The 21,862-nt window shown below is 61.1% G+C and carries 17 protein-coding genes and 4 tRNA genes; 19 read left to right on the top strand and 2 right to left on the bottom strand.

Going from position 1 to position 21,862, the window contains the following annotated elements:
* Positions 1-116 precede the first annotated feature (116 nt).
* From gltX to J5M57_RS02600, 10 genes are all read left to right on the top strand, one after another.
* Positions 117-1,598: a glutamate--tRNA ligase gene (gltX, locus tag J5M57_RS02645; protein ID WP_064588366.1), complete on the top strand. Its 1,482-nt coding sequence runs from the start codon at positions 117-119 to the stop codon at positions 1,596-1,598.
* 258 nt (positions 1,599-1,856) lie between these two features.
* Positions 1,857-1,932 (top strand) — tRNA-Ala (locus J5M57_RS02640).
* A gap of 80 nt (positions 1,933-2,012) precedes the next feature.
* Positions 2,013-2,088: transfer RNA gene (locus J5M57_RS02635), tRNA-Glu, on the top strand.
* Positions 2,089-2,141: 53 nt separating this feature from the next.
* Positions 2,142-2,217 (top strand) — tRNA-Ala (locus tag J5M57_RS02630).
* A gap of 81 nt (positions 2,218-2,298) precedes the next feature.
* Positions 2,299-2,374 (top strand) — tRNA-Glu (locus J5M57_RS02625).
* Positions 2,375-2,555: 181 nt separating this feature from the next.
* Positions 2,556-3,095, top strand: coding sequence for a TetR/AcrR family transcriptional regulator (locus tag J5M57_RS02620; protein WP_064588365.1), 540 nt, complete (start codon positions 2,556-2,558; stop codon positions 3,093-3,095).
* 30 nt (positions 3,096-3,125) lie between these two features.
* Positions 3,126-3,959, top strand: coding sequence for an alpha/beta fold hydrolase (locus tag J5M57_RS02615; protein WP_207848800.1), 834 nt, complete (start codon positions 3,126-3,128; stop codon positions 3,957-3,959).
* Between the two features lie 48 nt (positions 3,960-4,007).
* On the top strand, positions 4,008-4,445 hold the full coding sequence (locus tag J5M57_RS02610) for a thioesterase family protein (RefSeq protein WP_207848801.1): 438 nt from the start codon (positions 4,008-4,010) through the stop codon (positions 4,443-4,445).
* A 181-nt stretch (positions 4,446-4,626) separates the two neighbouring features.
* Positions 4,627-5,586: a tRNA-dihydrouridine synthase gene (locus J5M57_RS02605; protein WP_207848802.1), complete on the top strand. Its 960-nt coding sequence runs from the start codon at positions 4,627-4,629 to the stop codon at positions 5,584-5,586.
* A 120-nt stretch (positions 5,587-5,706) separates the two neighbouring features.
* Positions 5,707-6,153, top strand: coding sequence for an Hsp20 family protein (locus J5M57_RS02600; protein ID WP_083368464.1), 447 nt, complete (start codon positions 5,707-5,709; stop codon positions 6,151-6,153).
* Positions 6,154-6,202: 49 nt separating this feature from the next.
* On the opposite strand, the gene J5M57_RS02595 is transcribed toward J5M57_RS02600, so the two are convergent.
* Together J5M57_RS02595 and J5M57_RS02590 are read right to left on the bottom strand one after the other, a co-directional pair.
* Positions 6,203-9,481, bottom strand: coding sequence for a PAS domain S-box protein (locus tag J5M57_RS02595; protein ID WP_207848803.1), 3,279 nt, complete (start codon positions 9,479-9,481; stop codon positions 6,203-6,205).
* A gap of 68 nt (positions 9,482-9,549) precedes the next feature.
* Positions 9,550-10,440 carry a LysR family transcriptional regulator gene (locus J5M57_RS02590; RefSeq protein WP_169843657.1) on the bottom strand — a complete coding sequence of 297 codons (891 nt, stop codon included), beginning with the start codon at positions 10,438-10,440 and terminating at the stop codon, positions 9,550-9,552.
* A 141-nt stretch (positions 10,441-10,581) separates the two neighbouring features.
* Between J5M57_RS02590 and leuC the strand changes: the two genes are divergently transcribed.
* From leuC to J5M57_RS02545, 9 genes are all read left to right on the top strand, one after another.
* Positions 10,582-12,000 (top strand): 3-isopropylmalate dehydratase large subunit, encoded by a 1,419-nt coding sequence (leuC, locus tag J5M57_RS02585; RefSeq protein WP_207848804.1) that lies wholly within the window; start codon positions 10,582-10,584, stop codon positions 11,998-12,000.
* A gap of 13 nt (positions 12,001-12,013) precedes the next feature.
* Positions 12,014-12,658, top strand: coding sequence for a 3-isopropylmalate dehydratase small subunit (leuD, locus tag J5M57_RS02580; RefSeq protein WP_083368468.1), 645 nt, complete (start codon positions 12,014-12,016; stop codon positions 12,656-12,658).
* Between the two features lie 136 nt (positions 12,659-12,794).
* Complete coding sequence (locus tag J5M57_RS02575; RefSeq protein ID WP_207848805.1) at positions 12,795-13,562, top strand: class I SAM-dependent methyltransferase; 768 nt, start codon at positions 12,795-12,797, stop codon at positions 13,560-13,562.
* A 54-nt stretch (positions 13,563-13,616) separates the two neighbouring features.
* Positions 13,617-14,699, top strand: coding sequence for a 3-isopropylmalate dehydrogenase (leuB, locus tag J5M57_RS02570; RefSeq protein WP_064588354.1), 1,083 nt, complete (start codon positions 13,617-13,619; stop codon positions 14,697-14,699).
* 66 nt (positions 14,700-14,765) lie between these two features.
* Positions 14,766-15,878 (top strand): aspartate-semialdehyde dehydrogenase, encoded by a 1,113-nt coding sequence (gene asd / locus J5M57_RS02565; protein WP_003226428.1) that lies wholly within the window; start codon positions 14,766-14,768, stop codon positions 15,876-15,878.
* 270 nt (positions 15,879-16,148) lie between these two features.
* Complete coding sequence (locus J5M57_RS02560; RefSeq protein WP_207848806.1) at positions 16,149-17,159, top strand: aspartate-semialdehyde dehydrogenase; 1,011 nt, start codon at positions 16,149-16,151, stop codon at positions 17,157-17,159.
* Positions 17,160-17,368: 209 nt separating this feature from the next.
* Positions 17,369-20,008: a FimV/HubP family polar landmark protein gene (locus tag J5M57_RS02555; RefSeq protein WP_207848807.1), complete on the top strand. Its 2,640-nt coding sequence runs from the start codon at positions 17,369-17,371 to the stop codon at positions 20,006-20,008.
* Positions 20,009-20,257: 249 nt separating this feature from the next.
* Positions 20,258-21,082 carry a tRNA pseudouridine(38-40) synthase TruA gene (truA, locus tag J5M57_RS02550; protein WP_064588347.1) on the top strand — a complete coding sequence of 275 codons (825 nt, stop codon included), beginning with the start codon at positions 20,258-20,260 and terminating at the stop codon, positions 21,080-21,082.
* A 65-nt stretch (positions 21,083-21,147) separates the two neighbouring features.
* A complete protein-coding gene (locus tag J5M57_RS02545) occupies positions 21,148-21,792 on the top strand; it encodes a phosphoribosylanthranilate isomerase (RefSeq protein WP_064588345.1) in 645 nt (214 codons plus the stop codon).
* Positions 21,793-21,862 lie beyond the last annotated feature (70 nt).

The following is a 21,862-nucleotide window of genomic DNA, read 5'->3' as shown; positions in this document are numbered from 1 at the left end:
TGGGCGTTACAGACGCAAACTTGGCTTAAATGCCCTGCCCGCTGGAGCGGGGCGGGTGTCGCCTGTTACCATTCGCCGCTTGATTGTTTTGCTTTTCATTCTTTTCGAGACATGCCATGACCACCGTCCGCACTCGCATCGCGCCATCGCCTACCGGGGACCCCCACGTAGGTACCGCTTACATCGCATTGTTCAACTACTGCTTTGCCAAGCAGCATGGCGGTGAGTTCATCCTGCGCATCGAAGACACCGACCAGTTGCGTTCGACCCGCGAGTCCGAACAGCAGATCTTCGATGCCCTGCGCTGGCTGGGTATCGACTGGAGCGAAGGCCCGGACGTTGGCGGCCCGCACGGTCCGTACCGGCAGAGTGAGCGTGGCGATATCTATCAGAAGTATTGCCAGCAACTGGTCGACATGGGCCACGCGTTCCCGTGCTTCTGCACCGCAGAAGAGCTCGACCAGATGCGCGCCGAGCAAATGGCGCGCGGCGAAACCCCGCGTTACGACGGCCGCGCGCTGCTGCTGTCCAAGGAAGAAGTCGCTGCCCGTCTGGCCGCTGGCGAGCCGCACGTGATCCGCATGAAAGTGCCGACCGAAGGCGTCTGCGTGGTGCCGGACATGCTGCGTGGCGATGTCGAGATCCCGTGGGATCGCATGGACATGCAAGTGCTGATGAAGACCGACGGCCTGCCGACCTACTTCCTCGCCAACGTGGTCGACGACCACCTGATGGGCATCACCCACGTACTGCGTGGCGAAGAATGGCTGCCATCGGCGCCGAAACTGATTCTGCTGTACGAGTACTTCGGCTGGGAACAACCGGAGTTGTGCTACATGCCGCTGCTGCGTAACCCGGACAAGAGCAAGCTGTCCAAGCGCAAGAACCCGACCTCGGTGACCTTCTACGAGCGCATGGGCTTCATGCCGGAAGCGATGCTCAACTACCTGGGCCGCATGGGCTGGTCGATGCCGGACGAGCGCGAGAAGTTCTCCCTGCAGGAAATGGTCGACAACTTCGACCTCAAGCGCGTGTCCCTCGGCGGGCCGATCTTCGACATCGAGAAGCTGTCGTGGCTCAACGGCCAGTGGCTGCGTGATCTGCCGGTGGAAGAATTCGCCGCGCGCGTGCAGAAGTGGGCATTCAACTCCGAATACATGATGAAGATCGCGCCGCTGGTGCAGGGTCGCGTTGAAACCTTCAGCCAGGTTGCGCCGCTGGGCGGCTTCTTCTTCGCGGGCGGCGTCAGCCCGGATGCCAAGCTGTTCGAATCGAAAAAGCTTTCGGGCGATCAGGTTCGCCAGTTGATGCAGTTGATCCTGTGGAAACTCGAAAGCCTGCGTCAGTGGGAGAAGGACAACATCACCGCGACGATTCAGGCGGTGGTCGAATCTCTCGAGCTGAAACTGCGTGATGCGATGCCGCTGATGTTTGCCGCGATCACCGGGCAGGCAAGTTCGGTGTCGGTGCTCGATGCGATGGAAATCCTCGGCCCGGACCTGACCCGTTTCCGTCTGCGCCAGGCGATTGACCTGCTGGGCGGCGTGTCGAAGAAAGAAAACAAAGAGTGGGAAAAGCTGCTGGGCACTATCGCCTAAACGCTTGGCCCCTCTGTAGGAGCTGCCGCAGGCTGCGATCTTTTGATCTTGATCTTTAAAACAACAACGTCAAAAGATTGCAGCCTGCGGCAGCTCCTACAGGTCTTTGTGCTATCCCGAGTGCCGGATTTTCGGGGGGAGGGCGGTAAGTGATTGTTATGCCGACAAAAAACTTTGAAATTTTTCAAAAATAAGTTTGACAGGCTTTCGATACGCCCTTAAGATTCGCCCCGTCCTCAGCGATGACATCAACGATGAGGGGCTATAGCTCAGCTGGGAGAGCGCTTGCATGGCATGCAAGAGGTCGACGGTTCGATCCCGTCTAGCTCCACCAATTTACACTTCGAAGCCTGGCCACACCGGCTCCGAAGCGATCAACACTCAGCGTTGATCAGTTGTATAGAAGGGTTTTGCGTCCCCTTCGTCTAGTGGCCTAGGACACCGCCCTTTCACGGCGGTAACAGGGGTTCGAGTCCCCTAGGGGACGCCAGTTTTACAGAAGCGATGTTGCAAGATGTCGCTCCGCCGCGAGGCGAAAAATCCGGGGCTATAGCTCAGCTGGGAGAGCGCCTGCATGGCATGCAGGAGGTCAGCGGTTCGATCCCGCTTAGCTCCACCAATTTTACAGTTCAAGGTCTGGCCACACCGGCCTTGAATCAGATCAGATCTCAGCGCTGATCAGCTGTATAGAAGGGTTTGTGTCCCCTTCGTCTAGTGGCCTAGGACACCGCCCTTTCACGGCGGTAACAGGGGTTCGAGTCCCCTAGGGGACGCCACGATTACCCGCTCTGCGGGATTTATAAGGGTCATTCAATTATTGAATGGCCCTTTTGTTTGTCTGGCGTTTGGCCAACTCTCCTTTTTCCTTACACTGTGCTTCAGACCAGCGGTCATATCCTCGACTTGCAGAATATTATTATGCGAATAATATTCTAGTCGTAATATTCGGAGGCAACGATGAACGATAAAAAAGCTCAAACCCGCGAACGCATCCTCAAGGCTGCCAGCGCCGCGCTGATCCAGCGTGGCCCGGCAGACCCGAGCGTGGGCGAAGTGATGGGCGCCGCCGGCCTGACTGTCGGTGGCTTCTATGCGCACTTCGAAAGCAAGGACGCGATGATGCTTGAGGCGTTCAAGCAACTGCTTGGCCGTCGACGCGACCTGATTGCCGACATGGACTCCGAGCTGACCGGCGAAGAGCGTCGCGCCCTGGTCGCTGCGTTCTACCTGTCGCGCAAGCACCGCGACTCCAGCGATGCAGCCTGTCCGATTCCGGCCTCCATCGGCGAGCTGGGTCGCTTGCCGGAGTCGTTCCGCACAGCGCTGAACGAACACCTGGAGCTGATGATTGCGCAGTTGGCGTCCAGCCCCGAGGACACCGATAAAGCGTTGGCCGATGTGGCCTTGATGGTGGGGGGGCTGGCGCTGGCAAGAGCGCTCGGCCCGGGCGATTTATCCGATCGATTGCTGCGCGCTGCCAAGTCGGCGGTGCGTTGACCTGAAGGCAACACGCCTGAGGAGAGAGCGATGAACACGTTGAAGTGGGTTCGTGGCGTTAATGGCACCTTGGGCTGGATTGCACCGAAGCGGGTAGCGAGCAAAATGCGTCAGGCGTTCATGACGCCGCGCACGCGGCCGCTGCGGGATTGGGAGTTGCCGCTGCTGGCGAGCTCCGAACGGATCACCTTGCGCTTCGGCCTGTCGGCATTGCGCTGGGGGCAGGGGCCGGCGGTGCTGTTGATGCACGGCTGGGAAGGGCGGCCCACTCAGTTTGCTTCGCTGATCACGGCGCTGGTCGAGGCCGGTTACACGGTCGTTGCGCTGGATGGTCCGGCCCACGGTCGTTCACCGGGACGGGAAGCCAACGTGGTGCTGTTCGCCCGCGCCATGCTCGAAGCCGCTGCCGAGCTGCCACCCCTTCAAGCCGTCATCGGCCATTCCATGGGCGGCGCCAGTGCCATGCTCGCGGTGCAACTGGGTCTGCGCACCGAAACCCTGGTCAGCATCGCGGCTCCCGCACGGATCCTCGGCGTGCCGCGCGGTTTTGCCCGCTACGTCGGCATGCCGCCAAGGGCGCGTTCCGCTTTCATTCGGCAGGTCGAGCAGGACGTCGGCATGCGTGCTGCGACACTCGATGTCGCGCACTATCAACTGGATATGCCGGGCCTGATCGTGCATGCCGAGGACGACACCTTCGTCTCGGTCAAGGAATCACAACTGATTCACGAATCCTGGTTCGACAGCCGTCTGCTGCGCCTGGAGAGCGGCGGCCACCAGCGCGTGCTGGCCGACCCTCGAGTGGTTGATGGCGTGTTATCACTGCTGGCGGGGCGCAGCCTTCAGGCGCGGCAATCGGCCTGAGCATCCGTTACACTGCCCCGGTTGAAATCATCTGACCGGGAGTGGGGCATGGGCTGGGATCGGGCAACGCCGTTCACCATTGATCTGCAAGTGAGCGCCGAGGACATCGACGGGCTGGGTCACGCGAACAACGCGGTGTACGTGACCTGGCTCGAACGCTGCGCCTGGCGCCACTCACAGCGGCTGGGGCTGGATCTGGTCGAGTACCGGCGCCTGGATCGGGCGATGGCTGTGGTGCGTCACGAAATCGATTATCTGGCAGCCGCTTACGAGGGCGATGAGCTGCAATTGGCGACCTGGATCGTCGATTGGGATCAGCGCCTGAAAATGACCCGGCACTTCCAGCTGATCCGCCCCAGCGACAACGCCACGCTGCTGCGCGCCCAGACCACTTTCGTCTGCATCGAACTGTCCACGGGCAAGCCCAAGCGCATGCCGGCCGAATTCATCGAGGGTTACGGCCCGGCGATCCAGGCCTCAGCCTGACCCGATCCCTGTAGGAGCTGCCGCAGGCTCGGGCCGCGTTCGGACGATCTGTTGATCTTGCTCTTGAAAATCAGAATCAAAAGATCGCAGCCTGCGGCAGCTCCTACAGGTGGTCGTGGGTTTAACCTGCGTAATCCAGTAAACTGCCGCACGTTTTTTCTTCTTGAGTAGTGTTTTCCCCATGCAAATTGCCCTGGCGCCCATGGAGGGGTTGGTCGACGACATCCTGCGCGACGTGCTGACCCGCGTTGGCGGCATCGACTGGTGCGTGACCGAGTTCATTCGGGTCAACGACCAGTTGCTCACTCCGGCCTACTTCCACAAGTTCGGTCCGGAGCTGCTCAACGGTGCCCGCACCCGCTCCGGCGTGCCGCTGCGCGTGCAATTGTTGGGTTCCGATCCGGTGTGCCTGGCGGAAAACGCGGCGCTGGCCTGCGAACTTGGCTCTGAAGTGATCGACCTGAACTTCGGCTGCCCGGCCAAGACCGTCAACAAATCTCGTGGCGGCGCGGTCCTGCTCAAAGAGCCGGAACTGCTCAACCAGATCGTCGAGCACGTGCGTCGCGCTGTACCCGCGCACATTCCCGTCACCGCAAAAATGCGCCTGGGCTTCGACAGCCCGGACGGTTCGCTGGTCTGCGCCACAGCGTTGGCCGAAGGTGGCGCCGAGCACATCGTGGTTCACGCCCGAACCAAAATGGACGGCTACAAACCGCCGGCGCATTGGGAATGGATTCCTCGCGTGCAAGACGTGGTCAAAGTCCCGGTGTTCGCCAACGGCGATATCTGGAGCGTCGAAGACTGGCGGCGTTGCCGCGAAATCAGTGGCGTGGAAGACATCATGCTCGGTCGCGGTCTGGTCTCGCGCCCGGATCTGGCAAAGCAAATTGCCGCTGCCCGCGCTGGCGAAGAAGTGGTCGAGATGACCTGGGCCGAGCTGATGCCACTGATCCAGGACTTCTGGCTGCAAGCCAAGGCGCAGATGACCGCACGCCAATCGCCGGGTCGCTTGAAGCAATGGCTGGCGATGCTGACGCGCAATTATCCCGAGGCGACCGAGCTGTTTACCGTGCTGCGTCGCGAAACCGAGCCGGATCAAGTCTCGCGTTTACTGGGCTTGCCGGTCGCCGCAGCGGCCTGAAAAAAATCTGCAAATAGTCTCTTGAAATCATTTTGGCGGTCCCTATCTAAGGGTTACGCGATGCCGAATTCGGGTCGCGGAGAAAAAAACTTGCTGATTTGTTTTCAGGAGATTTGAACCATGAGTACTGCATTTTCCCTGGCACCACTGTTCCGTTCTTCGGTGGGTTTCGACCGTTTCAACGACTTGTTCGAAACCGCCCTGCGCAACAATGAACCAGGCAGCACCTACCCACCCTACAACGTGGAAAAACACGGTGACGATCAATATCGCATCGTCGTGGCGGCAGCCGGTTTCCAGGAAGAAGACCTGGAACTGCAAGTCGAGAAGGGTGTGCTGACCATCAGTGGCGGCAAACGTGATGCCAACGAAGGCGTGACCTTCCTGCATCAGGGCATTGCCCAGCGTGCTTTCAAGCTGTCCTTCCGCCTGGCCGATCACATCGAGATCAAGGCCGCCGATCTGAGCAACGGTCTGCTGAGCATCGACCTGTTGCGGGTGATCCCGGAAGAGGCGAAAGCCAAACGCATTCCGATCAACGGGGTGCAGAAGCCGGCGCTGCAATAAGGCCGAGCAACAAAAAAGGGCGCCACTGGCGCCCTTTTTTTCGTGCCCGTCATTCGAGCATCGCTTTCAACTCCTCCAGCGCTACCGGCCGGCTGTGCAGATAACCCTGATACAAATGGCAGCCCAGCCCTTGCAGGAACGCCAGTTGTTCCGGTGTTTCCACGCCTTCGGCAATCACCTCCAGCTCCAAACTGCGGGCCATGGCGACGATGGCGCGGATGATCTCGGCGTCGTTGGGGTCGGTGGTGGCGTCGCGGATGAACGACTGGTCGATTTTCAGGGTATCCACCGGCAGGCGCTTGAGGTAGGTCAGCGATGAATAACCGGTGCCGAAGTCGTCCATGGCGAAGCTCACGCCCAGTTTTTTCAGGCGGCGCATTTTGCTGATGGTGTCTTCCAGGTTCTGGATGACGATGCCTTCGGTGATCTCCAGTTTCAGCAGCGAGCAGGGCAGGCCGTGGCTGCTCATGCTGTGTTCGATGCGTTCGACGAAGTCGTTCTGGCGAAACTGCCGTGGGCTGATGTTCACGCACAGGCTGAAGTTGAGCGGGTCGACCAGTTTCACTGCGATCAATTGTTTGAACGCCTCGCAGGCCTCGTCGAGAATCCAGGTGCCGACTTCCAGGATCAGGCCGCTGTCTTCCAGGACTTTGATGAATTCGGTGGGCGATTGCGCGCCGAGTTCCGGGTGATTCCAGCGCACCAGCGCTTCGGCGCCGATGATCCGGTTGTCCCGTGCGTCGACCTGCGGCTGGTAGTGCACGTTGAATTCGCCACGGGACAGTGCCAGGCGCAGATCAGTCTCCATGCGCAGCCGTTCGCTGGCCGCCTTCTGCATGGCGTTGTGGTACATCTGCGTGGTGTTGCGCCCGGAATCCTTGGCCCGGTACAACGCAATGTCGGCGCGCTTGAGCAGGTCGGTCGGGGTCGAGCCGTGGTCGGGAATCAGCGCCACGCCGATGCTCGGCGTCACTTGCAGGCGCTGGCCGTCGAGGAACATCGGTTCCGACAGCAATTCACGAATGGTGTCAGCCAGTTCCCGCACCTGGGCGCTGACCTCGTTGCGTGTGCCTTCGAGGCCGCTGAGCAGCACCACGAATTCATCGCCACCCAGGCGCGCGACGGTGTCTTCCATGCGCACGCTGGCTTCCAGCCGCGCGGTGATGATTTTCAGCACCGTGTCGCCGACCGGGTGACCGAGCGAGTCGTTGATGTGCTTGAAGTGGTCGAGGTCGAGGAACAGCAGTGCGCCGCGCAGGTTGTGGCGTTTGAGCAGGGCGATCTGCTGGCTCAGGCGATCCATCAGCAAGGCGCGGTTGGGCAGGTTGGTCAGCGGGTCGTGATAGGCCAGGTGGCGAATCTGCGCTTCCGCGTTTTTCAGCAGGCTGACGTCCCGGGCCGTCAACAGCAGGCACGCGGTTTCGTTGAGGGTGATCGGTTCGATCGACACTTCCAGGGTCAGCAACTCGCCGCGCTTGTTGCGCCCGAGCATTTCCTGATGGTGTACGCGGCCCTTGATCTGCAGTTCGGCGAGCAGCGCCGAGCGTTGTTTTTCTTCGGCCCAGATGCCGATCTGGTACACGGTTTTGCCCACCACTTCGTCGGCGCGATAGCCGGTAAGGCGGCAGAAACCGTCGTTGACCTCCAGATAGCGCCCGGTGTCGCGCTCGGTGATGGTGATCGCGTCGGGGCTTGAGTGAAACGCCTTGGCGAATTTTTCTTCACTGGCCTTGAGAGCGGCCTCGGAGCGCTGCTGTTGGGTGATGTCGCGCAGTGTGGTGACGATGCACGGCTGGTTGCCGACGCTGATCTGCCGGCTGGAAATCACACAGGTCAGCGACTGGCCGTCCTTGTGCTGGACGATGATCGCGACATTGCTCAGGCCCTGTTCGCGGATCACCCGCTCGATGCGTTGCAGGCTTTTTGCCGAAGCGTCCCACAAGCCGATGTCCTCGGCAGTGCGGCCGATCACGTCGGCGGCGCTCCAGCCGAATGTCTGGGTGAAGCTGTTGTTGATTTCGATGAATTCGCCGCTGTCCTGACGGGTCACGCAGATCGGGTCCGGGCTGACCTGGAACAGCGTGGCGAATTTCTCTTCCGAGGCGACCAGACGTTGCTCGCGCTCGACCTGATCGGTGATGTCCAGCAACGTCCCGGCCATGCGCAGCGGCGCGCCGTTTTCGTCGCGATAGAGGCGGGCGCGGCTTTCCAGATAACGCGAGCTGCCGTCCGGCAATTGCACGCGGTAAGTCAGCTGATAATTGCCCGCTGGGCCTTCACGCAGGCTGCGATAGGCGTCGCGCATGCTGTCGCGCTCTTCGCCGGGTACGCCTTCGAAAAACTCTTCAAACGACTCGTGAAACGGGATCGGTTCCAGCCCGTGCAATTGCGCGGCCCGCGCCGAGCCGTACAGCATGCCGCTGGGGATGTGCCAGTCCCAGGTGCCGAGTTGCGCCGAGTCCAGTGCCAGATCGAGGCGTTCCTGGCTGTCTTTCAAGGCGTGTTCGGCGGCTTTGCGTTCAGTGGTGTCGAGAAAGGTGCTGAGCAGGTACGGCTGGCCTTCGAGTTCGACCTTCTGTGCGCTGAGGATGCCGTCATGAATCTGCCCGTTGCTGGCGCGGAACTGCACTTCCATGCTGATCAGTTCGCCTTTGGCCTTGGTCTTTTTCACCAGTTCGGCCCGTTGTTCCGGGTACACCCATAGGCCCAGTTCCAGCGTGGTACGACCGATGGCGTCCTGGACCGGCCAGCCGAACAGGCTTTCGAAATACTGGTTGGCTTCGGTGATCAGGCCGTCTTCCTGGCGCGTCAGCAGCACCATGTTCGGGCACAGGTGAAAGAGTGTGGCGAAACGTTTCTCCGAGCTGCTCAGAGCCTGTTCGCGCTGGCGCTGGTGGGTGATTTCGCGAATCACCCCGATCATTCGGGGACGGCCGTCTTTATCCGGCAGCAGGCTGCCGCTGATCTCCAGCCAGTGCAGGCTGCCGTCGGGCCAGCGGATGCGGTGGTGCATCGCCTGTTCCAGCGGCGCGCCGGCGATCACGGCATGAAAGGCTCGCACGGTTTTTGCCCGGTCTTCGGGCGGCAGCAGGTCAAGGTATTCCAGATCCTGCGGCAGCGGTTGCCGTGGATCGAAGCCGAACAGCGCCTGGGTGCCCCGTGACCAACTGATCTGCCCGCGCTCGATGTCCCAATACCAAGCGCCGAGCCGGGCGCCGTTGAGCGCGGCGAGCAATTGCGGCGCACTCTCCCAGCTCTGCTCGGAACGTCGCGGATCAATGGCCTGAATACGCGGCATCGGCGGAATTCGGTCAACAGATTTCGGCATTGTTAACGGGCCTTGAGCTGATGGTGGCGTTAGGCGCAGGGACAGCGGCTCTATAGGAGTAGCACAAGTTAGCCTGGAGTCCCTGGCAGATCGATTTGTGCATCCAGCAAGGCCATGAAAGCCCTTGCCGCATTCGACAGCGTCCGTTCGGTGTGCACGATATAGCCTAGCTCGCGACTGAGCTGTATGCCCGGCAAAGGTATGCGCGCGACCTGTTCATCGAGCATAGTGCGCGGCAGAACACTCCAGGCCAGACCGATAGAGACCATCATCTTGATGGTTTCCAGGTAGTTGGTACTCATGGCGATGTTCGGCGTCAGCCCCTGGGCTTCGAACAGGCGTTGGACAATATGGTGGGTGAAGGTGTTGCCGCCGGGGAAAACCGCCGGATGACCGGCAATGTCCGCCAGGCTCACCGCGCCATTGCTGATCAATGAATGCTCCGGCGCCACCACAAAGTCCAGCGGGTCGTCCCACACCGGCGTGGCTTTGACCAGGGAATGCGGCTCCGGCGCCAGGGTGATCACCGCCAGTTCGGCGCGGCCATGAAGTATTTCCTCGTAGGCCACTTCCGAATCAAGGAACTGAATGTCCAGCGCCACCTGTGGGTAGCGGCGGGTGAACTCTCTTAATAACGGTGGCAAGCGGTGCAGGCCAATGTGGTGACTGGTCGCCAGGGTCAGGCGGCCACTGACCTCGCCGGTAAGGTTGGTCAGGGCGCGGCGGGTGTCGTCCAGCACGTTGAGGATCTGATACGCCCGGGGCAGCAGGGCGCGCCCGGCCTCGGTCAGGCCGACTTCACGGCCGAGTCTGTCGAACAGCCGCACCTTCAACTGTTGCTCCAGCCCGGCGATGCGTTTGCTGATCGCCGGCTGCGTCAAATGCAGGCGTTCTCCGGCGCCGGAGAAGCTGCCGGTCTCGGCAATGGCGATAAAAGCATTGAGGTTGGCCAGGTCCATGAGTCGTATTCCAGTTGGTTATCCAAAGCATAAAAAATATGAATTTGAGTTATTTAATCTAACCCCATAGGATCGGCCTCACAAGCCAAAGGGTTATTGATAAGCCCAGGGCATAGAAACAAGCTGATGAGGAACCGTCTGATGGCCGGCAAAACGCTCTACGACAAGCTCTGGGATTCGCATTTGGTCAAGCAGCGCGACGATGGCTCGGCGCTGATCTATATCGATCGTCACATCATCCACGAAGTGACCTCGCCGCAAGCCTTCGAAGGCCTGCGTCTGGCCGGGCGCAAGCCTTGGCGCATCGATGCCAACATCGCGACCCCGGACCACAACGTACCGACGACCCCGGAGCGCAAGGGTGGCATCGCCGCCATTGCCGACCAGGTCTCGCGTTTGCAGGTGCAGACCCTCGATGACAACTGTGATGAATACGGTATCGTCGAGTTCAAGATGAATGACATCCGCCAGGGCATCGTCCACGTGATCAGTCCGGAGCAGGGCGCGACCTTGCCGGGCATGACCGTGGTCTGCGGCGACTCGCACACTTCGACCCACGGCGCTTTCGGTGCCTTGGCGCACGGGATCGGCACCTCCGAGGTCGAGCATGTGCTCGCCACCCAGTGCCTGGTCGCCAAGAAAATGAAGAACATGCTGGTGCGCGTCGAAGGCCAGTTGCCGTTCGGCGTCACCGCCAAGGACATCGTCCTCGCGGTGATTGGCAAGATCGGCACCGCCGGCGGTAACGGCCATGCCATCGAATTCGCCGGCAGCGCGATCCGCGATCTGTCCGTCGAAGGCCGCATGACCATCTGCAACATGTCCATCGAAGCCGGCGCCCGCGTGGGTCTGGTAGCAGCGGATGAAAAGACCGTCGAGTACGTCAAGGGTCGTCCGTTCGCGCCGAAAGGCGCGCAGTGGGATCAGGCGGTTGAAGCCTGGAAAGACCTGGTATCTGACGCCGATGCCAAGTTCGACACCGTGGTTGAACTGGACGCCGCGCAGATCAAGCCACAAGTCAGCTGGGGCACTTCGCCCGAGATGGTGTTGGCGGTTGACCAGAACGTGCCGGACCCGGCCAAGGAAATGGACTTGGTCAAGCGTGACTCGATCGTCCGCGCCCTGAAATACATGGGGTTGACCGCCAATCAGGCGATCACCGACATCCAGCTCGACCGCGTGTTCATCGGCTCCTGCACCAACTCGCGCATCGAAGACTTGCGCGCCGCCGCCGTAATCGCCAAGGGCCGCAAAGTGGCCTCGAACATCAAGCAGGCGATCGTGGTGCCGGGCTCGGGTCTGGTGAAAGCTCAGGCCGAGGCTGAAGGTCTGGACAAGATTTTCCTCGAAGCCGGTTTTGAATGGCGCGAGCCGGGTTGCTCGATGTGCCTGGCGATGAACCCGGACCGTTTGGAGTCCGGCGAGCATTGCGCCTCGACCTCCAACCGCAACTTTGAAGGCCGTCAGGGCGCCGGTGGTCGTACCCACCTCGTGAGCCCGGCCATGGCCGCTGCGGCGGCGGTGAACGGTCGTTTCATCGACGTTCGTGAATTGATCTGAAGGAGAGCGCAGCATGAAAGCTTTTACCCAGCACACTGGTCTTGTCGCGCCTCTGGATCGTGCCAACGTCGACACTGACCAGATCATCCCGAAGCAGTTCTTGAAGTCGATTAAACGCACCGGTTTCGGTCCGAACCTGTTTGACGAGTGGCGTTACCTGGATGTCGGCCAGCCTTATCAGGACAACTCCAAGCGTCCGCTGAACAAGGATTTCGTGCTCAACGCCGAGCGTTATCAAGGCGCCAGCGTGTTGCTGGCCCGGGAGAACTTCGGTTGCGGCTCCAGCCGTGAACACGCGCCATGGGCGCTGGAAGAATACGGTTTCCGCAGCATCATCGCGCCGAGCTACGCCGACATCTTCTTCAACAACAGCTTCAAGAACGGCTTGTTGCCGATCATCTTGAGCGACGCGGAAGTCGATGAACTGTTCAAGCAGGTCGAGGCCGAGCCGGGCTATCAATTGCAGATCGATCTGCAGACGCAGACCGTGACCCGTCCGGATGGCAAGGTTTACAACTTCGAGATCGACGCGTTTCGCAAGCATTGCTTGTTGAACGGTCTGGACGATATCGGTTTGACCTTGCAGGACGGTGATGCGATTGCCGCGTTCGAGGCCAAACACCGCGTTAGCCAGCCGTGGTTGTTCCGCGACGCGTGATTGATTCGAGATTGATGTAGTCAGGGCCGGCCCCTTCGCGAGCAGGCTCGCTCCCACACTTGAAATGCATTCCCCTGTGGGAGCGAGCCTGCTCGCGAAGACGGCCGCTCAAACAACACAAATGCAGGATGTGACCATGACCAGCACCGCCCAACACACCCAGGTCGTACAGAAGCAATTCGGTGAACAGGCCGCCGCCTACCTGAGCAGCGCCGTTCACGCGCAAGGCACCGAATTTGCGCTGCTACAGGCTGAACTGGCCGGGCAGGGCGAGGCGCGGGTGCTGGACTTGGGTTGCGGCGCCGGTCATGTGAGTTTTCATGTGGCGCCACTGGTAAAAGAAGTGGTGGCCTACGACCTGTCGCAGCAGATGCTTGACGTGGTTGCCGCTGCGGCCGTGGATCGCGGGTTTGCCAACATTGCCACGGTCAACGGTGCCGCCGAGCGTCTGCCGTTTGTCGATGGCGAGTTCGACTTCGTGTTCAGCCGCTATTCGGCGCACCATTGGAGCGACCTTGGCGTAGCCCTGCGCGAGGTGCGCCGGGTGCTGAAACCGGGTGGCGTGGCGGCGTTCGTCGATGTGTTGTCACCGGGCAGCCCGTTGTTCGACACTTACCTGCAAAGCGTCGAAGTGCTGCGCGACACCAGCCACGTGCGCGATTATTCCGCCGGCGAGTGGTTGCGTCAGGTCAGCGAGGCCGGTTTGCACACGCGCAGCACCACGCGTCAGCGCCTGCGTCTGGAGTACAGCAGTTGGGTCGAGCGCATGCGCACACCCGAAGTGATGCGCGCGGCGATCCGCCAGTTGCAGCAGTCGATGGGCAACGAAGTGCGCGAATATTTTGAGATTGATGCCGACGGCTCGTTCAGTACAGATGTGATCGTACTGATGGCCGAACGCTAAGCATTTTTCCCGGCGCGCCACCCGTGGCGCACCGACTGAAGACACGAGGAAAGCATGAGCAAGCAGATTCTGATTCTCCCAGGTGATGGTATTGGTCCGGAAATCATGGCCGAAGCGGTCAAGGTTCTTACCCTTGCCAACGACAAGTACAGCCTGGGCTTCGAGCTGAGCCATGACGTGATCGGTGGCGCCGCCATCGACAAGCATGGCGTGCCGCTGGCCGACGAAACCCTCGACCGTGCCCGTGCTGCCGACGCCGTGCTGCTGGGCGCGGTGGGCGGCCCGAAATGGGACACCATCGAGCGTGACATCCGCCCTGAGCGCGGTCTGCTGAAAATCCGTGCGCAACTGGGCCTGTTCGGTAACCTGCGTCCGGCGATCCTCTACCCGCAACTGGCTGACGCTTCGAGCCTGAAGCCGGAAATCGTTGCCGGTCTGGATATCCTGATCGTCCGTGAGCTGACCGGCGGCATCTACTTCGGCGCGCCACGCGGCACCCGCACCCTGGAAAACGGCGAGCGTCAGGCCTACGACACCCTGCCGTACAGCGAAAGCGAAATCCGCCGCATTGCCCGCGTCGGTTTCGACATGGCCATGGTTCGCGGCAAGAAGCTGTGCTCGGTGGACAAGGCCAACGTGCTGGCCTCCAGCCAATTGTGGCGTGAAGTGGTCGAGCAGGTCGCCAAGGATTACCCTGAAGTCGAACTGAGCCACATGTACGTCGACAACGCCGCCATGCAACTGGTGCGTGCACCGAAGCAATTCGACGTGATCGTCACCGATAACCTGTTCGGCGACATCCTGTCCGACGAGGCGTCGATGCTCACCGGTTCCATCGGCATGCTGCCGTCGGCCTCGCTGGATTCGAACAACAAGGGCATGTACGAGCCTTGCCACGGTTCGGCGCCGGACATCGCGGGCAAAGGCATTGCCAACCCGCTGGCGACCATTCTGTCGGTGTCGATGATGCTGCGTTACAGCTTCAATCTGCACGACGCGGCCGATGCCATCGAGAAGGCGGTCAGCGTGGTGCTGGATCAAGGCCTGCGCACCGGTGACATCTATTCGGCCGGTTGCACTAAAGTCGGTACGCAGGAAATGGGTGACGCAGTAGTCGCCGCGCTGCGGAATCTGTAATCTCTCGGGCCCGCTGCGAAATTCAATACAAAGCAGCGGCCCACTTTTCAAGAAGGTGTAGTTGCGATGAAACGTGTAGGTCTGATCGGTTGGCGCGGCATGGTCGGTTCCGTGCTCATGCAGCGGATGCTGGAAGAGCAGGATTTCGATCTTATCGAGCCGGTGTTTTTCACCACTTCCAATGTCGGTGGCCAAGGCCCGTCCGTGGGCAAGGACATTGCTCCGCTCAAGGACGCTTACAGCATTGAAGAGCTGAAAACCCTCGACGTGATCCTGACCTGCCAGGGCGGCGACTACACCAGCGAAGTGTTCCCGAAGCTGCGCGAAGCCGGCTGGCAGGGTTACTGGATCGACGCGGCCTCGAGCCTGCGGATGAACGATGACGCGGTGATCATTCTCGATCCGGTCAACCGCAAGGTTATCGACCAGCAACTGGACGCGGGCACCAAGAACTACATCGGCGGCAACTGCACCGTCAGCCTGATGCTGATGGGCCTGGGCGGTCTGTTCGAGGCGGGTCTGGTCGAGTGGATGAGCGCCATGACCTATCAGGCGGCCTCCGGTGCCGGCGCGCAGAACATGCGTGAACTGATCAAGCAGATGGGCGCCACCCACGCTGCGGTGGCCGATCAACTGGCCGATCCGGCCAGTGCGATCCTCGACATCGACCGTCGTGTCGCCGAAGCCATGCGCAGCGACGCGTACCCGACCGAAAACTTCGGCGTACCGCTGGCTGGCAGCCTGATCCCGTGGATCGACAAGGAACTGCCGAACGGCCAGAGCCGCGAAGAGTGGAAGGCCCAGGCCGAGACCAACAAGATCCTCGGCCGCTTCAAGAGCCCGATCCCGGTCGACGGCATCTGCGTGCGCATCGGCGCCATGCGTTGCCACAGCCAGGCGCTGACCATCAAGCTGAACAAAGACGTGCCGATCGCTGATATCGAAGGGTTGATCAGCCAGCACAACCCTTGGGTCAAACTGGTGCCGAACAACCGCGACATCAGCATGCAGGAGCTGAGCCCGACCAAGGTCACCGGCACCCTGAATGTCCCGGTGGGTCGTCTGCGCAAGCTGAACATGGGTTCGCAATTCGTCGGTGCCTTCACCGTCGGCGACCAACTGCTGTGGGGCGCGGCCGAACCGCTGCGTCGCATGCTGCGGATCCTGCTGGAGCGTTGATCGCTTGAGCTGTGAAAGAACCCGTGCCTTGTGAGAGGTGCGGGTTTTTTTATGTCTGAAATTTTTGCTTGTCTGGTCCGGCCTCATCGCGAGCAGGCTCACTCCTACAATGATCGGTATGAGGCAAATTTTTGTGTGCAACCCCACCCCTGTAGGAGTGAGCCTGCTCGCGATCAGCCGGTACAGGCACCGCAAATCCCCGGCAGAAATTGCCTGTGCGGCAGTCACCCGGTAAAGTGCCGCTCCCCCCGTTTCGCCAGAGGTAGAACCATGACCCAGACCCTTGATATTGCCGTCGTCGGCGCCACCGGTACTGTCGGCGAAACCCTCGTACAGATTCTCGAAGAGCGCGACTTTCCGGTCGGCAACCTGCACCTGCTGGCCAGCAGCGAATCCGCGGGCAGTTCGGTGCTGTTCCGTAACAAGAATGTGCGCGTGCGCGAAGTCGACGAGTTCGATTTCAGCAAGGTCAAACTGGTGTTCTTCGCCGCCGGCCCGGCCATCTCCCTGAGCTATGCGGCACGCGCCCACGCGGCCGGTTGCTCGTTGATCGACCTGTCCGGCGCATTGCCGGCCGAGCAGGCGCCGCAAGTGGTGCCGGAAGCCAACGCCGAGGTCATTGCCGGTCTGAAAGCGCCGTTCCAGGTCAGCAGCCCAAGCCCGTCGGCGACGACGCTGGCGGTGGTGCTGGCGCCGTTGCTCGACTTGCTCGAGCTGCAATACGTCAACGTCACCGCCAATCTGGCCGTCTCCGCGCAAGGTCGCGAAGCCGTGACCGAGCTGGCGCGGCAGACTGCCGAGCTGTTGAACATGCGTCCGCTGGAGCCGACCTTCTTCGATCGGCAGATGGCCTTCAACCTGCTGGCTCAGGTCGGCACCCCGGACGCCCACGGCCACACGCTGCTGGAAAAACGCCTGGTGCGCGAGTTGCGTCAGGTGCTGGCGCAGCCTTTATTAAAGATTTCCGCAACTTGCGTTCAAGCCCCGGTGTTTTTTGGCGATAGCTATAGCGTGACCTTGCAGTCAGCGAGCGCGGTCGACCTGGAAAAGGTCAACGCTGCACTGGAAGACGCACCCGGTATCGAGTTGGTCGAAGTGGGTGATTACCCGACGGCGGTGGGTGATGCGGTAGGGCAGGACGTGGTCTATGTCGGTCGCGTGCGCAGCGGCATCGACGACCCGTCGGAACTTAATCTGTGGCTGACGTCAGATAACGTACGCAAAGGGGCAGCGCTCAATGCTGTGCAGGTCGCTGAATTGTTGATAAAAGACCTGCTGTAAAAGATACTTGGCAACAATTTGTCGACTGATTCTAGGTGAGCGCTATGCTTGCCCGGAGCACTTGATAACGTGTCACCCTCCGGGACTTTCCGGGGCATCAAAGAAATGATCGCGCGCGGCAGTCTGTCGTCGTCGCGCGCAATGCCTTACGGCAGCGGCAATCAACATCTTCTCGCTGGCCGAGGAACGTTCAAACAAAGGATGAGGCTATGGTTCAAGTTCGCAAACTGGTGTTAGCAATAGCGGCCGCCTCGGCGCTGTCCTCCGGTATGGCGCATGCCCTCGGGCTCGGGGAGCTGACCCTGAAGTCGACCCTGAACCAGCCGCTGGTGGCCGAAATCGAGCTGCTCGACGTCAAGGATCTCACCGCTGCCGAAGTGGTGCCGAGCCTGGCCTCGCCGGAAGATTTCGCCAAGGCCGGCGTCGATCGCCAGGCCTTCCTCAACGATCTGACCTTCACCCCGGTGCTCAACGCCAGCGGCAAAAGCGTGCTGCGCGTGACTTCGAGCAAGCCGCTGTCGGAACCGATGGTGAAATTCCTTGTGCAGGTGATGTGGCCCAACGGCCGTCTGCTGCGCGACTACAGCGTGCTGCTGGATCCGTCAAAGTTCTCGCCGCAGACCGCTGACGCCGCCGCGCAACCGGCGCCGTCGCAGACCATCACTGCGCCGACCACCGGTGCCACCCACCCGAATCAATACACCACCACGCCGCGCGATACCCTGTGGGAAATCGCCGCGAAGGCGCGGACTGGCGGCTCCGTGCAGCAGACCATGCTGGCGATTCAGGCGCTGAACCCGGATGCGTTCATCGACGGCAACATCAATCGGCTGAAAACCGGTCAGGTGCTGCGTCTGCCGGACTCGGTGGAAAGCACCGCGCTGCCACAGTCCAAGGCGATTGCCGAAGTGGCCGCGCAGAACGAAGCGTGGCGTCAGGGCCGTCGTTATGTGGCCAAGCCCGGCACCGGTCAGCAGCAGCTCGACGCCACCAAGCGTGGTCGCAGCAATGTTGGTAGCGGCCAGAACGCCAAAGACAATCTGAGCCTGGTCTCCGCCGAAAGCGCCAAGGCGCGGGGCAAAGGTCCGGCCGGCGATGCCAAGGCCTTGAGCAACAAGCTGGCGGTGACTCAGGAAAGCCTCGACACGACCCGTCGTGACAACGAGGAACTGAAAAGCCGCATGGCCGATCTGCAAAGTCAGCTGGACAAGCTGCAACGCCTGATCGAGCTGAAGAACAACCAACTGGCGAAAATGCAGGCTGACGGTAGCGCCGCTGCGCCAGCTGCCAACGCTGCAGTGCCGGCGATCACCGCCGAACTGGCTGCAACTCCGCCAGCGACCCCGGCAGAAGCGGCGCCAACCCCGGAATCGGCAATTGCGCCACCGGTCGACACGCCTGCCGAGACCCCGGTCGTCGCGCCCAAACCGGTTGTCGACGAAGACAAGACCTTCAACGAACTGCTGACCAATCCGATCCTGTTGGGTCTGATCGGTGGCGGTGCGGTGGTGCTGCTGCTCCTGCTATTGCTGCTGGCCCGTCGCCGCAAGGCCCAGCAGGAAGCCGAGAAGCACCTGCGCATGGCTCGGGCCCTGGCTGAAGAGCAAGAGTTCTCCGCTGAGCAGGATCTGCCGGAAAGCAGCTTCGAAGGCCTGGAAGTGCCGGCGGCCAGCGTCAAACTGAATACCCCGGCGCCAGCGCCTGCTCCGGCTGCGGTAGTCGCGCCGGTGGTGATGGCCGAGCCGATTGCCGCGCCACTGGTTGCGCCGGCCGCCGAGCGTTCTGATGACGTGCTGGACAAAGCTCAGTCGCACATTAACGCCGGTCGCCTGAATCAGGCCGCCGCGCTGCTGGAAGAAGGCGTCAGCCTTGAGCCACAACGCAGCGATCTGCGCCTGAAGCTGATGGAAGTCTACGGCCAGCAGGGCGACCGCGATGCGTTCGTCGCTCAGGAGCGTCAACTGGTGGCCAACGGCGACAACTTCGCCAAGGTCGAAGAACTGAAGAAGCGCTTCCCGGCCATGGCCGTCGTCGCGGTAGCGGGTCTGGCCGCAGCGGCAGTCGCTGCCGAGCTGGATGCACAATACGTCAAGGACCTGCTGCTCGACGAACCAGAGGCGCCAGCACCCGAGCCGGCTCCGGTGGCAGACGATCTGGACAGCGCGTTCGACCTGAGCCTGGACGACCTCGACAACATCACCCCGGTTGAACCTGCCCCTGTGGTTGAGCCTGAGGCGCCCGTGGAGCTGGACGAATTCCCGGCAGACGACGATCTGAGCTTTGAGTCGGTGCTGCAGCAGCAGACCGAGATCAAAGATAACCTCGACGACCTGTCGGACTTCGACCTGGATCTGGACCTGGGTGCCGAACCGGCGCCAGCCCCTGCGACAGACCTGGCGGACGATGACTTCCTGCTGGATCTGGACGAAGGCGTGAAAGACCTGTCGCCAGTCGAGCCTGCGGTCGTCAACGAAGTGCCGCAGGACGATCTGGAGCTGCCGGCGGATTTCGATCTGTCGCTGGCTGACGAGATGGACACCAACCCGGCCGAACCGGATGCGTTCGCCGCCGAGCTGAATGACGTCAACGCCGAGCTGGATCGCTTGTCGCAGAGCATTGCCGAGCCGACCTTCACCGAGGCCGATGCGGCCATGGGCGATGATCTGGGCGAAGACGATTTCGACTTCCTCGCCGGCACTGATGAAGCGGCGACCAAGCTCGATCTGGCCCAGGCCTACATCGACATGGGCGACAACGATGGCGCGCGCGACATCCTCAACGAAGTGTTGACCGAGGGTGACGAAAAGCAGCGTGGCGAGGCCAAGGAAATGCTTTCGCACCTGGCTTGATTCAGCGCTAAATCAAAAACGGCAGCCCAGTGAGGCTGCCGTTTTTGTTTGTTTTTTAAAATCAAAAGATCGCAGCCTTCGGCAGCTCCTACAAAGGAACGCGATCTCATGTAGGAGCTGCCGCAGGCTGCGATCTTTTGATCTTTTGATCTCGAAACTGGCATCCCCGACTCACGGCCTTATAATGCCCGCCTTTGTAGATCAGCAGGCTGTCCCACCTTGGCAAACATAGATAACCCGGTCGCCGAAATGGCCCCCGAAGGCTTTTACCGCGTGGCACTGGGCGTCGAGTACAAAGGCTCGCGCTACAGTGGCTGGCAGCGTCAGTTGACGGGTGTCGCAACGGTGCAGGAAGAGCTTGAAAAAGCCTTGTCGAAAGTCGCCAACTCGCCGATTTCGCTGCAGTGTGCCGGCCGCACCGACGCCGGGGTGCATGCCTGTGGGCAAGTGGTGCATTTCGACACGCCGGTCGATCGCTCGCTGAAAGCCTGGGTAATGGGCGCCAACATCAATCTGCCCCACGACATCAGTGTCAGCTGGGCGCGGGTCATGCCGGCGCATTTTCATGCGCGCTTCAAGGCCATTGCTCGCCGCTATCGTTACGTGATCTATAACGATCAGATTCGACCGGCGCATCTCAACGAAGAAATCACCTGGAACCATCGTCCGCTGGACGTCGAGCGCATGGCCGAGGCCGCGCAGTACCTGATCGGCACCCACGATTTCAGTGCGTTCCGTGCCGGCCAGTGCCAGGCCAAGTCACCGATCAAGAAAATGCACCACCTGCGCGTGACCCGTCACGGCAAGATGATCGTGCTCGATATCCGTGCCAATGCGTTCCTGCACCACATGGTGCGCAACATTGCCGGTGTGTTGATGACCATCGGTGCCGGCGAGCGCCCGGTGGAATGGATGAAAGAGGTGCTGGAGAGCCGCGAGCGGCGCTCCGGCGGGGTGACGGCGCATCCGTACGGTCTGTATCTGGTGCAGGTCGAGTACCACGACGAGTTCCCGTTGCCCGAGCGTTTCATCGGGCCACATTTCCTTACGGGTTTCTCGGGCCTTGACGGCTGACGCCCCCGGACGCTTTTGTTACCATCCGGGACTTTCCCGGTTTTTGCCTTGAGGTTTTTATCGACATGTCAGCCGTTCGCAGCAAGATTTGCGGGATTACCCGCATAGAAGATGCGTTGGCAGCGGTCGAAGCCGGGGCCGATGCGATCGGTTTTGTGTTTTACGCCAAGAGTCCACGGGCGGTGAGTGCGCAGCAGGCGAGGGCGATCATCCGCGCCTTGCCGCCGTTTGTGACCACCGTGGGCCTGTTCGTCAATGCCAGCCGCTGCGAGTTGGGGGAAATCCTCGATGCCGTGCCGCTGGACCTGCTGCAGTTCCATGGCGATGAAAGCGCAGACGAATGCGAAGGCTGGCACCGTCCGTACATCAAGGCGTTGCGGGTCAAGGCCGGTGACGACATCGCAGCCGCCGTCGATGCCTATCCGAGCGCCAGTGGCGTGCTGCTCGACACCTATGTCGAAGGCGTGCCTGGCGGAACCGGCGAGGCGTTCGACTGGTCATTGATTCCGCAGCAATTGAGCAAGCCGCTGATCCTGGCCGGCGGGCTCACCCCGGAAAACGTCGCCGATGCCGTGGCCCGGGTCAAACCGTACGCGGTCGACGTCAGCGGTGGGGTAGAGGCGAGCAAGGGCATCAAGGATCATGCGAAGATCCGTGCGTTCATCGATGCCGTACGTAGAAGCTCACTGGGAGCGCCTACTTCGATGTGACGGCTGGCAGTCTGCCGCCGTCCATCAATGCACTTGCACAAAGCAGGCGCGGCTGAGGGTTTCTGGAGTT

Origin of the sequence: Pseudomonas sp. 86_A, from assembly GCF_017491705.1 — a bacterium.
GTDB classification, from domain to species: Bacteria; Pseudomonadota; Gammaproteobacteria; order Pseudomonadales; family Pseudomonadaceae; genus Aquipseudomonas; species Aquipseudomonas koreensis.
This window is presented reverse-complemented; position numbering and strand designations above follow the sequence as displayed.